Below are 14,089 nucleotides of genomic sequence, written 5' to 3'. Positions count from 1 at the left end.
AGGGGGTGTGATGTCGAGCCGGATTTCAGCGGCGATGTGGAACCAGTTGTTTCTGATGTCGGCGCGCGCCGGCATGAGTCTGCAGAGCCAGATACGCCAGATGCTCGTCTCGGCGATTCTGGACGAGCGGCTCATGCGTGGCGCCGCGGTGCCGTCGTCGCGCGAGCTGGCCGAAGGACTGGGCGTGGCGCGCAACACGGTCGTGCTGGCCTATCAGCAACTGGTCGACGAGGGCTACCTGATCGCACGGGAGCGGCGCGGGTACTTCGTCAATGGCGACATCCTGGCGCCGCGCGTCGGGGCGCAAGCCGTGCCCGCGCGGGACTTGCCAGCGCCTGCCGCTGGCACCATCGCACCGCTCGATCCCGCCACGCCGGACTGGGAGGGACGCTACGTGGTGCGGCCGTCGGGCCAGCGCAACATCGTCAAGCCGATCGACTGGCAGCAGTACCAGTACCCATTCATTTACGGGCAGTTCGACCCGTCGATGTTCCCCACGGCCGATTGGCGCGAGTGCTGTCACAAGGCGCTGACCGTCATGGAAATTCGCGATTGGGCGCCGGACATGATCGCCCGCGACGACGAGACGCTGATCCAGCAGATTCGCACCCGGGTGTTGCCGCGTCGCGGGGTGTGGGCAGACGCCGACGAAATCGTGCTGACCAACGGGGCGCAGCAGGCGTTGTATCTGCTGGCGGATCTGCTTGTCGGGGCGCGCACGACTGTCGGTATCGAAGACCCCGGTTATCCGGATGCGCGCAATATCTTCGCGATTCGCACGCCGAACCTGGTGGGCCTGCCGGTCGACGAACACGGCCTGCCGGTCGACGAGCGCCTGTCGCAGTGCGACTACGTCTACGTCACGCCGTCGCACCAGTGCCCCACGACCACGACCATGCCGCTGGCGCATCGCGAGGCGCTGCTGCGCCGCGCCGAAGCCGACGATTTCGTGGTGATCGAGGACGATTACGAGAGCGAGAACAGCTATTCGGATATCCCGATCCCGGCGCTCAAGAGCCTGGATCGCAGCGACCGGGTCATCTACATCGGCAGTCTGTCGAAATCGTTCGCACCGGGGTTGCGGCTGGGCTACATCGTGGCGCCGGCGGCGCTGGTGGCGGAGTTGCGCGCGTTACGGCGCCTGATGATTCGCCACCCGTCGGCCTTCATCCAGCGCTCGTTTTCGATGTTCCTGGCGCTGGGGCATCACGACGCGCTGCTGCGGCGTCTTGCCGACACCTATGCCAAGCGGGCCGAGGTGCTGAGCGCGGCCCTGGCCACGCACATGCCGGAAGTGTCGTTCGTGCAGGTCAAGGGCGGGGCGTCTTGCTGGGTGCGCGGGCCGGAGGCGCTCAACGCCAATGTGCTGGCCGCCCGGGCGAAATCGCGAGGCATTCTCATCGAACCGGGCGACGTCTTCTTCATGGGCGATGCGCCGCCGCGCAACACCTTCCGGCTGGGTTTCTCGTCGATTCGTCTCGAGCATATCGAGGCGGGCATCGTCGCACTCGCCGAAGTGATGCGCGAGACGTTGGCGGCGCAGTAGGCGAGACCGGCGTCAGGGCGTGCCGTTGCGTCCGTGCACGCACGCCATCAGTCCCACTGCGGCGCCAGACCGTCCGGCTTGACCTCGCGGCCGTTGCGCTCGAGTGCGGCGATGCGGGCCATGTCGTCGTCGGTAAGGCGCAGCGTTTGCGCCAGCAGGTTGCTCGCAAGGTTCTCCCGTTTGGTGGACGACGGAATCACCGAGAAGCCGCGCCGCAGCGCCCAGGCGAGCGTCACCTGCGCCGGTGTGGCCTGGTGGCGCCGTGCGATATCGCCGATCACCGGATCGCCCAGCACCTTGCCGTAGGCGAGCGTCATGTACGAAGTCACGTGAATGCCTTCCTGTGCGAGGAATTCGACTAACCGGGCGTTTTGCAGGTAGGGGCTCAGCTCGATCTGGTTGGTCGCGATGGCGTCCTTGCCGACGGCGGCGATGGCCTGCTTCGTCAGTGCGATGTTGAAGTTCGATATGCCGATACGGCGTGTCAACCCACGGGCTTTGGCCTCGGCCAGCGCATGCATGAATTCCTCGAGAGGCACACCGTTGTTGGGCGCGGGCCAGTGAATCAGCGTGAGGTCGACGTAGTCGGTGCGCAGCTTGGCGAGACTCTGTTCCAGGCTCGGCGCGAGCTTTTCGCGGGCGTAGTTGTCGACCCATATCTTGGTGGTCAGAAACAGGTCGCCGCGGGAAATGCCCGATTCGGCGATCGCCTGTCCGACCTCGGCTTCGTTGCCATAGATCTGCGCGGTGTCGATCGCGCGATAGCCAAGCTCGAGGCCGTTTCGTACGGAATCGATCACGACCCGATCCTTCAGGCGGAAGGTGCCCAGGCCAAATGGAGGAATGTGGTTCATCCTGTAACTCCTGTGTTGAGTGATGCGCTGAAGCATCGGGGATCACTGTCGCGGCGCGTGAGGTGGCATCCCGGTTTCCTTGAGGGTAGTGCGTAGTTTGCCGCCTTTACTTTTGATGAAAAAGTAGCGTATAAGCGAAATTATTTTGATTTCAAATCAATAATGAAGGTCACGCTCGACGAACTTCAGGCGTTTGCCGCCGTGGTCGACACCGGCTCGATCACGGCCGCCGCGCAGCAGCTCGGCCTTACCGTGTCGGCGACCAGCCGCACGCTCGGGCGTCTGGAAGAGAAGTTGAAGATAACGTTGCTGCGCCGCACGACACGGCGCCTGGCGCTCACGGAAGAGGGCGAGGCGTTTCTGCAAAATGCCCGCTCGATCATCGACGCCGTCGAGAATGCCGAAGCGCAAATGATCACCCGGCGGGAGAAGCCGTCGGGGCGCCTGCGGGTCGATGCCGCCACGCCATTCATGCTCCATGTGATCGTGCCGCTCGTGGCGGGCTATCTCGAACGCTATCCGGAGGTGGAGCTCGAGCTCCACAGCAACGAAGGCATCACCGACTTGCTGGAGCGGCGGACCGATGTGGCGATTCGCATCGGGCATCTCAAGGATTCCACGTTGCACAGCCGTCTGATCGGTCACAGTCGCGTGCGAATCCTCGCGAGCCCCGCCTATTTGCAAGCTCACGGAACGCCACGCAAGGCAGAGGACCTCGCAAGGCATTCGCTGCTGGGATTCAGTCAACCCGAATCGCTCAACGCATGGCCGATTGCCGGCGCCGACGGCGAGCCCTACCGGATCGCGCCGGACATCGTGTCGTCGAGCGGCGAGACATTGCGCCAATTGGCGATCGAAGGTGCCGGAATCGTGAGTCTGTCGGACTTCATGACGGTGCGTGATCGCGAGGCAGGCCGTCTTGTGCAGATTCTCGCGCGCCAGACGCTCGACGTGCGCCAGCCGGTTCAGGCCGTCTATTACCGAAACACGGCGATATCGTCGCGAATCGCGTCGTTCGTGGACTATCTGGTGGTCGCGCTCGGCGAACAGGCAACGCAAGGCAAGGGAAAATCGTGGGCGGCGTCCTGATGGCGAACCTCGCGGCGCCTTGGCGCGAGTCAGTCGCCGACGTCCCAACGCCGAAATACGTCGCCTTCGGCGCTTCGCACGTCTAATATTTCACCGAGGCGGCGTGCACCGCGATCCGGGAAGACTTGCCTGGCCGATGCACGGACGCGACACAACACGCCGGGAGTCGTCATGCAGGCAAACGTTCGCGGTTGGGTCTGGAAATGGAGCCGGCGGGGGCTGGTGGGGTTGCTTCTTGTCCTCGTAACACTCCTGGCGCTTCGCATTTACGACACGCAACGCGGTCCGGGGCTGTCGCTGTGGCATACCTATGTGCCGCCCGACTGGCATGCGGCGCAGATCGACCACGCCACATGGAGCGCCTATCTCGAACATGAGAACGCGTTGTTCGACGACGTCCGGGAGCACGTGAGCGAACAACTGCCGCCCGACGAGCGGGTCGCGAGCAACCGGTTCAATCCGCGAAGTGCCATCTATCCCGAGCATTTCAAGCAGGACTGGAACCGTTCCTACACGCTGATGCCGCAGGGCACGCCGCGTGGCGTGGTCGTGCTGCTGCACGGCCTGACGGATTCACCTTACAGTCTGCGGCACATCGGTCGGCGTTATCGGCGCGACGGCTTCGCCGTGGTGGCGATCCGCTTGCCCGGTCACGGCACGGTACCGGCCGGGCTGACCGATGCGACGTGGGAGGACTGGCGCGCCGCCACGCGGCTGGCGGTCCGCGAGGCGCGCGCGCTCGTGCCCGCGCCCGCGCCGCTGCATCTCGTCGGGTTCTCGAATGGCGGCGCGCTCGCGATGCAGTACGCACTCGACGCGCTGGAGAACGACACGCTGGCACGACCCGACCGGCTGGTGCTGATCTCTCCGATGATCGGCATTACCCGCTTCGCGCGCTTCGCCGGGTTGGCCGCCTTGCCCGCGTTCTTGCCGCCGTTTGCGAAAGCGGCCTGGCTTGGCATCGTGCCCGAGTTCAATCCGTTCAAATACAACTCGTTTCCCGTGAACGGTGCGCGCCAATCGTACGCGCTTACCCAGGCGCTTCAGGCGCAGATCGCGCGCATGTCGCGGCAGGGCGTGCTCGACGGTGCGCTCCCGCCGGTGCTGACTTTTCACTCCGTGCTGGATTTCACGGTCAGCACGCGCGCCGTGGTCAGTGCGCTATACGAGCATTTGCCGGCGAACGGCAGCGAACTGGTGTTGTTCGACATCAACCGCTCGGCGAAGATGACGCCGTTCTTCCGCACGGCGGCATCCGATGCCATGCTTCGACTCCTGCCTTCGGGGCACCGGTCCTATCGCACGACGGTCATTACCAACGCCGGCAACGATTCGCCGGACATGGTGGCGCAGGTGACCGAGCCGGGCAGCACCGAGACTGTCTCCCGGGCGATCCCGTTCCAATATCCGCCGGAGATCTTCTCCTTGTCTCATGTGGCGCTGCCCTTTCCGATGTCCGACACGCTGTATGGCCTGCACCCGGACGAGCCTGAAAACTACGGCGTGCATCTCGGCGCGATGTCGGTGCGTGGCGAGGTGGGGTTCCTCGTGATCGGCTCGGACACTTTCCTGCGGCTCTCGTCGAATCCGTTCTATCCGTTGATGGCGCAATACATCGATGGCCTGACCGGCGCGGCATCGCAGCAGGCGGCCTCGCGGCCCTGACGGCTGTGGGCGAATGCCGGTGACGCCGTCGGAGCCCGGCCCCGGCGGCGGCTGGTCAGGCGCCGTCGGAAGGCAATGGCGCGGTGTGCCCGTGGATCAAGCCGCAAGCGTGCCGTATCGCCGGCTCATCGCCATGAGCAGCGCGTTGCCGGCCACGGCGAAGAGCACGAGAAAGAGTGCGACGGCCATGATCGTGTCGATGTCGCCGAGGTTCATTGCGTTGGCGATCTGATGTCCCAGCCCCTTCTGCGAAGCGAACATCTCGCCAATCAGCACCCCTAGCAACGACAGCGAAAACCCCAGCCGGACACCGGCGAACACCTCGGGTAGCACCGTGGGCAGGACAACGTGCAACGCGATCTGTCGGCGCGAGAGATGCATGGCATGCGCCGCACGGAAATACACGGGACGGATCTGCCGGATGCCGTTCATCGTGAAGATCAGAACCGGCATGAGGCCGTGCATGACCCCGAACGCCACCTTGGCCGCGAGCCCCAGACCGAAGATCAGCAGCACCAGCGGGTACAGCGTGACCTTGGGCAACGCGTACAGGTTGACGAGAATCGGCTCCGCCACGTTTGCCGCAAGTCGATTCGCGCCGAGTACGAGGCCCAGCGCAACGCCCCCGGCGATGGCGATCGCCAGCGAGTAGACGAGCGCCCGACCGGTTTGCGCGGCATCGTCCCAGAACGCCGCCGTGCTCATCATGCGCCACAGCCCCTGCACGGTCGTGGCGGGCGAACCCAGGGCCGCGGGGTTGAGCTGGTGCACGGCCAGCCACAGAACCAGGAGCCCGAGCAGGACGGCCAGCGTACCGAGGGGATTGGCTTGCTTCGTTTCCATGCGATGGCCCCGTCAGCGTCGCCGACTGGCGACGTTGCCGCGTCGCGCCCGAAAGCGCGCGTCGACGTGATTGAGCACGCCGTTGACCAGTGTCACGGCAATCAGCACCATGAGCATCAGCGCATACATGTCGGCATTCTCGAAGTTGTTGTAGGCGTAGCCGATGGCGTATCCGATGCCCGCGCCCGACAGAATGAACTCGGACGCGATCACCCCGATGAAGGCATGCGAGACCGCGAGTCGCACCCCACCGAACAGGTGCGGCAGGGCGGCGGGCAGCTTCACATGCCACACGGCCTGCCAGCGGGACAGCCGCATCGTTCGCGCGGTTTTCGCGTACACGCGAGGAATGCGATCGAGCCCGTTCATCGTTGCGGTCACCATCGAGACCACGGCGAGCAGGGTGGCAATGACAATGATCGGCAGCACGCCGACGCCGAACATCACGATGAATACGGGATAGAACGCGAATGTCGGCACGGCGTAATAACTTGCGATGAGTGGCTCGAGCGCGCGGCGCACGCCAGGCATCGCGTGGATGGCGAGCCCGGCGCCGCAACCGAGAGCGATGGCGCACAGCGAGGCGACGGCGATGCTCCCGAAGCTCGTCGCGATGTCGTGCGTGAAGCGGCCTTCGCGCAACAGATCGATGGCATGCCGGGCCATGGCGCTCGGGGCAATCAGGACGGTGCCCGGAATCGTGCCGCTGCGGCACAGCCATTCCACCAGCAGGATCAGGCCGGCGACGATGCCCATGCGGATGAGGCGTTCAGTGCGAATCATGACCACGGCGTTTCCACGTTCTGCGCGGCTCGCTCATCGACCGCGAAGGCCGGGGCGGCGTACGCCGCTGTCGCGCGGGGGCTGGCCGGCCTGCATCGCCTTGAGCGACTCGTCGCGCAACGTCGCCCAGAGGCGGGCGGTAATGTCGCCGAAACGCGGCGCGGCCACGCCGTGACTGTCGCGATGACGGTCCCAGCCGGTCTCGACGATGTCGATGAAGCGGCCCGGACGCGACGACATCACGCCGACGCGATCCGAGAGTACTGCCGCCTCGTCGAGCGCGTGCGTGATGAGCAAGACGGTAGCCGACGTTTCGCGCCACAGCCGCAGCAACTCGTCGCCCATGAGCATGCGCGTTTGCTGATCGAGCGCGCCGAATGGCTCGTCGAGCAGGATCAGGCGCGGGGCGATGACGAGCGTTCGTGCGATGCACATGCGCTGACGCATGCCGCCCGAGAGCTGCGCGGGGCGGGCGTTGGCGAAGTCGCGAAGGCCCATGAAGCCGAGGGCGTAGTCCACGCGACGACCGATCTCCGCGCTGTCGACTCCGGCCATGCGAAGGCCGAAACCAATGTTCTCACGCACCGTGAGCCACGGGAACGAGGCGTCCTCCTGAAAGACGACGCCGACCCCGTCGGGCACGCCGCCGTTCACCGGTCGCCCTTCGAACAGCACGGTGCCGGTGGTCGGCGCCGCGAGTCCCGCGATCACTTCGAGCAGCGTCGACTTGCCGCATCCCGACGGGCCGACGACCGAAAGGAATTCCCCGCGACGCAGCGTCAGATCGATGGGGCCGAGGGCCTGCATCTGCACTTTTCGCGATGTGTTTTCGCTCGGCGTGTCGAACACCTTGGTCACCGCCGACAGCACGGCGTGCGGCTCGTGGCCCGTCGACGAAGCGCCAGCGACGTCAACCAGATGCAGGTGCGGGCCCGTTCCATGGGAGGTCATGGCTGACCCTTCGCGCGGACGTCCGCCGGCAGGAAGCGGGCGTCGATGAGCTTCGCCCAGTTCACGTCTTCCCGGATCTCGCCGATGAGCTTGAGTCCGTCGGCCACGCGATCGAGCTCCGCACGGTCGAATTGTCCCGGGCTCCACATATGTGCGCGGATCATGTTGTCGACCGCTTCCCGGGCGATGTCGGGTGGCAGCTTGAATTGCGCGGCGAGCAGTTTCGCGGCGCCCGCGGGGTCGGCGTAGGTCGCGTCCACGCCGGCGCGACGCCCCGCGATGATGGCGCGCAGCGTGTCGGGATGCGACTGCGCGAACGCGCGTGTGGTGATTCCCACGGACGTGGTCATCGGCTTGAGGATGTCGCCCGCGCGATACAGCGTGCGGTACTTTGCCTTGCGCACGAGGGAGAGCGGCTCGATGGCGACCGCCCCGGCCACGGCGCCCTGCTCGAGCATCGTCATGCCGTTGACGTATCCGCCGGAGGCCACACGGGTGATCTTCGAGGCATCGACGCCCTTTTCGCGCAGCACCATCAGGAAGAGCATTTCCGACACGCTCTTGGGCGATGTGATCGCCACCTTCTTGCCGACGAGATCGTTGAGCGAGCGGACCGGGCTGTCGGGCATCGTGACCATGGACGCCTCGGCCACGCTGCGCGTGCCCACGTTGACGATCACGATGTCCAGGCCCTGGCGCGCGGCTGCAAGCGCGGCCGATACGGCCACTTCGCCGTAGGGAGTCTTGCTCGCGAGAATGTTGCGCACGGTGGTGCCGCCGCCGCCCGAGCCAAGAATGCCCGTGATGTCGACGCCCGCTTTCTTGAACAGTCCGCGATCCATCGCCATTGCATAGGGCAGCCCGTACAGGCTGCTTCCCCATTGCGTGACGGAGATTTCTTCGGCCTGCGCGACACGCGAGGTCGGCAGCCACACGGCGCATGCCAGGGCAAGCAGGGGAACGAGGCGCAACAGCCTTTTCATCATCGACTCCGGGTCAAACCAGCCGGCGCATTACCAAACGCCGGGAAAGAATCAAACATCAGCGCACCCTGGGGCGCGAGCATCGGACCGATCGCCTGCCTGAGGGCAGGGGCACGGGTTGCCGCGCGTCATCTCGCGGCGGCGATTTTCATTCGACGTCAGGAAGCGCTCGATCATACGCTGTCGCTGTGCTGTCGGGACATCATGGACGAAATGCAGCAGCACAATATGGCGAATCGGGACGGAGCCGCAGTCCCGCCCGGTAACGGTACGCGCTCGCCGAGCGTCGATGCGCCCGAGCGGGCGCATGGGGCGAGGCGGTGCAAAGGGCGCTGGACAGGGTGCGACGCCGCGCCGGAAAGTCACATGATGAAGCATTTTGGTTTTTCGCGCCGGTGGCGGCGCTCTGCGATCGCTATACTGCTGCCCACGGCCGGCTGGCGACGCACAGGCGCCTTCCGGGCCGCTTCGTCAACGAAAGCAGGCAGGGCATGGACAGCAAGCGAAGGAATCGGGCGACGCTCGTCGGGTTGGTGGCAGTGGTGCTGTGGAGCGCGATTGTCGGGTTGATTCGCGGGGTCAGCGAAAGCTTTGGGCCGACCGGCGGCGCCGCGATGATGTATACGGTCGCGTCCGTGTTCCTGTTGCTCAGCGTTGGCTTCCCCGACCTGAAGACATTTCCGAAACGCTATCTGTACCCGGGCACGCTGCTATTCGTCGTCTACGAGCTGTGCCTGTCGCTGTCCATCGGCTACGCGAATACAGCGCGTCAGGCCATCGAAGTCGGCATGGTCAATTACTTGTGGCCGACGTTCACGATGCTCGCGGCAATCGTCTTCAACCGGCAGCGTGCCAGCTTCTGGGTGGTGCCGGGATTTCTGCTGTCCATGCTCGGCATCTGCTGGGTGCTCGGCGGCGACCAGGGGTTCGACGTCGCGCGGATGGCAGGCAATGTGCTCGACAATCCGCTGAGCTACGCACTCGCGTTCGCCGGGGCGGTGATCTGGGCCGCTTATTGCACGTTGACCGCGCGCTACGCCGACGGCAAGAACGGTGTGACGTTCTTTTTCATGCTGGTGGCGATCGCGCTATGGGCGAAGTACTGGCTCGGGGACCCGGCGCCGATGCGGGTGAGCATGTCCGGCGTTATCTATCTGTTGCTGGCGGCCGGGGCGATGGGTTTCGGGTATGCGGCCTGGAACGTCGGCATTCTGGGGGGCAACGTGACGCTGCTCGCGGGGGCCTCGTACTTCATTCCCGTGTTCTCCGCGGTGCTCTCGGCCGCGCTGCTGCGCACTGCACTGCCCTATGCGTTCTGGCAAGGCGCGGCGATGGTTTGCGGCGGTTCGCTGCTCTGCTGGCTGGCCACCCGAAACCGGGGGCGCGCGGTGCGCCGCTCCGGGGCGGGGGATTGAAGGCGTGCGGCTCGCCGGTCCGGTGGTCGTTACGAGCACCGGACCGGCGACGTGATCGCCCGGATCAGGCGGTCACGCTCCAGCGGCCATGATCAGGCGGCCATGACCGACACGGCCTTGGTCACGAGATAGGCTTCCATGGCCTCCGGGCCGCCTTCCGAGCCGTAGCCCGAATCCTTCACGCCGCCGAACGGCATTTCGGGCGACGGTGCGGCCGGTTGGTTCACCCACAGCATGCCGACCTCGAGTTGCTGCGAGAGCAGATGCACGTTGCGGAACGACTGAGTGAACGCGTAGCCCGCGAGCCCGAACGGCAGGCGGTTGGCCTCGGCGATGGCGTCTTCGAGCTTGTCGAAGCCACGAATGGCCGCCACGGGACCGAACGGCTCGTTGTTGAACACGTCTGCCTCGAGCGACACGTCGGTCAGCACCGTGGGCGCGAAGAAGTTGCCCGATGTGCCCACGCGCTCGCCACCCGTTGCCACCGTTGCGCCGGTCTTGCGCGCGTCCTCGATCACGCGGCTCATCGCGGTGAGACGACGCGCGTTGGCGAGCGGCCCCAGGGTCGTGCCCTCGGCCAGGCCGTCGCCGAGCTTCAGGCTCTCGGCGTGCTTGACAAGGGCCTGCGCGAACGCGTCCTTGATGCTGTTGTGCACGAGAAAACGCGTGGGCGAGATACAAACCTGACCGGCATTGCGGAACTTGGCGCCACCGGCTGCCTTGACGGCGAGCGCGAGGTCGGCGTCTTCGGCCACGATTACCGGCGCATGGCCGCCCAGTTCCATCGTTGCGCGTTTCATGTGCAGGCCCGCCAGCGAGGCGAGCTGCTTGCCGACCGGCGTCGACCCGGTGAACGTGATCTTGCGGATCACCGGGTGCGGGATCAGGTAGCTGGAAATCTCGGCCGGGTCGCCGAAGACGAGGCCCACCGTACCGGCCGGGACGCCCGCGTCCACGAACGCCTGAAGCAGCGCGGCGGGGGAGGCCGGGGTCTCTTCGGGTGCCTTGACGAGGAACGAGCAACCGCAGGCGAGCGCGGCGCTCAGCTTGCGCACCACCTGGTTCACCGGGAAGTTCCACGGCGTGAACGCCGCCACCGGACCGATCGGCTCCTTGAGCACCATCTGCTGGGCATTCAGGTTGCGCGAGGGCACGACGCGGCCGTATACGCGCATGCCCTCGTCGGCAAACCACTCGATGATGCCGGCCGCGGCGAGCACTTCGATGCGGGCCTCGGCAAACGGCTTGCCTTGCTCCTGCGTCATCAACCGGCCAATGGCGTCGGCACGCTCGCGCACCAGTGCGGCCGCCTTGCGCATCGTGGTGGCGCGCTCGACGGCGGGAATCTTGCGCCAGGCGTTGAAGCCGCGCTGCGCGGCTTCGAGCGCCCGGTCGAGATCGGCAACGCCCGCATGCGCGACTTTTCCGATCGGATTGCCGGTAGCCGGGTTGATGACGTCGATCGTCTTGCCGCTCGCAGCATCGCACCACTCGCCGTTAATCAGCAGGCGGGTGTCGGTATAACCTGATGTGACCATGGTCGAATTTCCTGGAATGAAGAATGAAGACTCAATGTCAGTGAGAGGAGATCCAGAGTGAGACGCGGCCGGTGTCGACACCGGCCGCGTACCTCGCCACTTTACAACGATGCGACGAGCATCGTGCGGTAGTCCTGCTCGCTGGCGTCGCGCGGATTGGTCTTGTGGCTGTGATCCTTCAGGGCGCCGTCGATGATGCGCGGGAACCATTCCTCCGTGACCCCCAGTTCCCCCAGGCCGCGCGGCAACCCCAGTCGCTGTGTCATGTCGGCGATCGCCGGGCCGACCGCTTCGCCCGACGACAGCCCCATGGCCTGTGCCATGCGATCGAGTTTGGCGTCCTGCTGCATCGTCGGCGATGCGCGGTTGAACGCGATGACCGCCGGCAGCAGGATGGCGTTGAGCGTGCCGTGGTGCAGGCGCGGATTCAGGCCGCCGAGCGAGTGGCTCAGGCTGTGCACGCAGCCCAGCCCTTTCTGAAACGCGAGCGCTCCCTGCATCGAGGCGCTCATCATGTTCAGTCGCGCGGTGCGGTCGCCCGGATCGCGCGTGGCGCGCTCGATGTGACGCCAGGCACGCCACAGGCCGTCAAGCGCGATGCCGTCGGCAGGCGGGTTGAACGCCGGCGCCATGAACGTCTCCATGCAGTGCGCGATGGCGTCCATGCCGGTAGCGGCAGTGAGGCCCGGCGGCAGCCCGAGCGTGAGCGCGGGATCGCAAATGGCCACGCGCGGCACGACATGCGGCGAGATGACGCCCACCTTGCGACCGTCGTCGAGAATCAGGATCGCGCCGCGCCCGACCTCGCTCCCCGTGCCGGCCGTGGTCGGAATGGCGATGACCGGAGCCGTCGCCGATGTAATGCGCGCCGCCCCGCCTTCGATCACGGCGAACTGCTGCAGCGGACCGTCGTGCGTGGCGCAGACGGCCACCCCCTTGGCCAGATCGATCGACGAACCGCCGCCCAGCGCGATCACACCGTCGCAGCCGTTGGCTTTGTACATCGCGACGGCGTCTCGCACCACCGACTCGTTCGGGTTGGGCGGTGTCTGATCGAACACCGGCACGGGCGAGGTGGCCCCCAATGCGGCGAGCACGGTGTCGAGCAGGCCCGCCGCGCGAATGCCCGCGTCGGTCACGATCAGCGGACGACGAACGCCGATCCGCTCGCATTCGCCCGCCAGAAGGCGAATCGCATCGAAGCCGAACTGGATCTGCGTGATGTAGTTGATGAGGGACATGATGGATGACGAAAAGTTATAGGGAAGCTATGCTGCTGCGAGGTCATGGCAGTTTATGGTGCATTCCGTCGCGCCGATATTGACAGCATTTGATAGTGATATAACTTTTCATCAATCCAAGATGCCCCCAACGCTCAACTCGATCATCTCCCGCCTGCACGTCAAACAGCTCCGATTGCTGATCGCCATTGAAGAGCACGGTTCGTTGCTTGGCGCGGCCAGGCAACTCTCCATGACGCAGCCCGGCGCGAGCAAGGCGTTGCATGAGATCGAGACGACCTTCGGCGCGTCGCTCTTCGAGCGATCGAACCGTGGGCTGGAACCGAACGCCGTCGGGCATTGCGTGATCCGGTATGCGCGGCTCATTCAGTCGGATCTGGCGCATCTGCGCGAAGAGATGGTCGGCATCATGCGCGGTCACGGCGGCCGGGTATCGGTGGGCGTGATCATGGGCGCGGTGCCGCTGCTGACCGATGCGATCACCGCCGTGGGCGAGGCGCAGCCCGACATGTCCATCGAGATCGTGGAAGACACGAGCGCGACGCTGCTCAGCCTGATCGACGCCGGCCGCCTCGACCTCGCCATCTGTCGCACGAGCGTGAGCCAGACGCCCTACCTCTACGACAGCGCGTTCGTACAGGACGAGACGCTTGCGGTCATCGCCAACGCGGCGCATCCGCTGGCTCGCGCCGATCGTGTTTCGCTGAGCGAACTGGCCGATTACCGCTGGGTGGTCTATCGCGCGAACATGCCGATGCGGCGGTTGCTCGAGCGGGAGTTCCACGACGCCGGGCTGCGTTTTCCGTCTCACCTGCTGGAAACGACTTCCGCCTTCGCAACGGTTTCGTTGCTCCAGAAGAATCCGTCGCTCGTGGCGCTCGTATCCATCGACGTGGCGCGCTTTCATACGGCGCACGGCGTGGCGTGCACGTTGCCGCTGCAACTGTCGTCGCTCAGCGAGCCGTACGAACTCGTGACCCGGCGCGGCGCACCGGTGTCGCACGGGGCCCGGATGCTCATGGACGCCATCGTTGCACGCGGCGCGACGCAGGACGCCTGACCGAAACCGTCGCGTCGCCTGGTGTGAGGCGGAGTATGTGCGTCTCGCATGCCAGCGTTCGGCGTGGCCGTTCGTTGGCATAGCGAAAAGTTATATCGCTAACGCCAACCCTCAGTGTACG

Annotated in this window: 12 protein-coding genes; 5 read left to right on the top strand and 7 right to left on the bottom strand. The window is 65.6% G+C overall.

What is annotated here, in order from left to right:
- The first annotated feature begins 10 nt into the window (after positions 1–10).
- Entirely contained in the window at positions 11–1,546 is a 1,536-nt protein-coding gene (gene pdxR, locus PMO31116_RS04550) for a MocR-like pyridoxine biosynthesis transcription factor PdxR (protein ID WP_150565681.1), read from the top strand.
- 47 nt (positions 1,547–1,593) lie between these two features.
- Here pdxR and dkgB read toward each other — a convergent pair whose 3' ends face one another.
- The gene (gene dkgB, locus PMO31116_RS04545; protein WP_150565680.1) at positions 1,594–2,400 is read right to left on the bottom strand and encodes a 2,5-didehydrogluconate reductase DkgB; all 807 of its coding nucleotides are present in this window, start codon (positions 2,398–2,400) and stop codon (positions 1,594–1,596) included.
- 162 nt (positions 2,401–2,562) lie between these two features.
- On the opposite strand from dkgB, the gene PMO31116_RS04540 reads away from it, so the two are divergent.
- Positions 2,563–3,489 (top strand): LysR family transcriptional regulator, encoded by a 927-nt coding sequence (locus PMO31116_RS04540; protein WP_150565679.1) that lies wholly within the window; start codon positions 2,563–2,565, stop codon positions 3,487–3,489.
- Positions 3,490–3,660: 171 nt separating this feature from the next.
- Complete coding sequence (locus PMO31116_RS04535; protein WP_150565678.1) at positions 3,661–5,154, top strand: alpha/beta hydrolase; 1,494 nt, start codon at positions 3,661–3,663, stop codon at positions 5,152–5,154.
- Positions 5,155–5,250: 96 nt separating this feature from the next.
- Here PMO31116_RS04535 and PMO31116_RS04530 read toward each other — a convergent pair whose 3' ends face one another.
- Genes PMO31116_RS04530 through PMO31116_RS04515 form a run of 4 tightly spaced genes read right to left on the bottom strand, consistent with a single transcriptional unit; the run spans position 5,251 to position 8,717 of the window.
- Positions 5,251–5,997 (bottom strand): ABC transporter permease, encoded by a 747-nt coding sequence (locus PMO31116_RS04530; RefSeq protein WP_150565677.1) that lies wholly within the window; start codon positions 5,995–5,997, stop codon positions 5,251–5,253.
- Between the two features lie 12 nt (positions 5,998–6,009).
- Complete coding sequence (locus PMO31116_RS04525) at positions 6,010–6,780, bottom strand: ABC transporter permease (protein ID WP_150565676.1); 771 nt, start codon at positions 6,778–6,780, stop codon at positions 6,010–6,012.
- 33 nt (positions 6,781–6,813) lie between these two features.
- On the bottom strand, positions 6,814–7,731 hold the full coding sequence (locus PMO31116_RS04520; RefSeq protein WP_217424716.1) for an ABC transporter ATP-binding protein: 918 nt from the start codon (positions 7,729–7,731) through the stop codon (positions 6,814–6,816).
- The gene (locus tag PMO31116_RS04515) at positions 7,728–8,717 is read right to left on the bottom strand and encodes an ABC transporter substrate-binding protein (RefSeq protein ID WP_150565675.1); all 990 of its coding nucleotides are present in this window, start codon (positions 8,715–8,717) and stop codon (positions 7,728–7,730) included. Before PMO31116_RS04515 ends, PMO31116_RS04520 begins: the two co-directional genes overlap by 4 nt.
- Before the next feature lie 488 nt (positions 8,718–9,205).
- On the opposite strand from PMO31116_RS04515, the gene yddG reads away from it, so the two are divergent.
- On the top strand, positions 9,206–10,129 hold the full coding sequence (yddG, locus tag PMO31116_RS04510; RefSeq protein ID WP_150565674.1) for an aromatic amino acid DMT transporter YddG: 924 nt from the start codon (positions 9,206–9,208) through the stop codon (positions 10,127–10,129).
- Positions 10,130–10,221: 92 nt separating this feature from the next.
- Here yddG and PMO31116_RS04505 read toward each other — a convergent pair whose 3' ends face one another.
- Positions 10,222–11,667, bottom strand: a complete 1,446-nt coding sequence (locus tag PMO31116_RS04505) for an NAD-dependent succinate-semialdehyde dehydrogenase (RefSeq protein ID WP_150565673.1) — start codon at positions 11,665–11,667, stop codon at positions 10,222–10,224.
- Between the two features lie 101 nt (positions 11,668–11,768).
- Entirely contained in the window at positions 11,769–12,908 is a 1,140-nt protein-coding gene (locus tag PMO31116_RS04500) for an iron-containing alcohol dehydrogenase (protein WP_150565672.1), read from the bottom strand.
- Between the two features lie 121 nt (positions 12,909–13,029).
- On the opposite strand from PMO31116_RS04500, the gene PMO31116_RS04495 reads away from it, so the two are divergent.
- Positions 13,030–13,968: a LysR family transcriptional regulator gene (locus PMO31116_RS04495; RefSeq protein ID WP_150565671.1), complete on the top strand. Its 939-nt coding sequence runs from the start codon at positions 13,030–13,032 to the stop codon at positions 13,966–13,968.
- The last annotated feature ends 121 nt before the right edge of the window (positions 13,969–14,089 follow it).

The sequence above is a fragment of the Pandoraea morbifera genome (assembly GCF_902459575.1).
GTDB classification, from domain to species: Bacteria; Pseudomonadota; Gammaproteobacteria; order Burkholderiales; family Burkholderiaceae; genus Pandoraea; species Pandoraea morbifera.
This window is presented reverse-complemented; position numbering and strand designations above follow the sequence as displayed.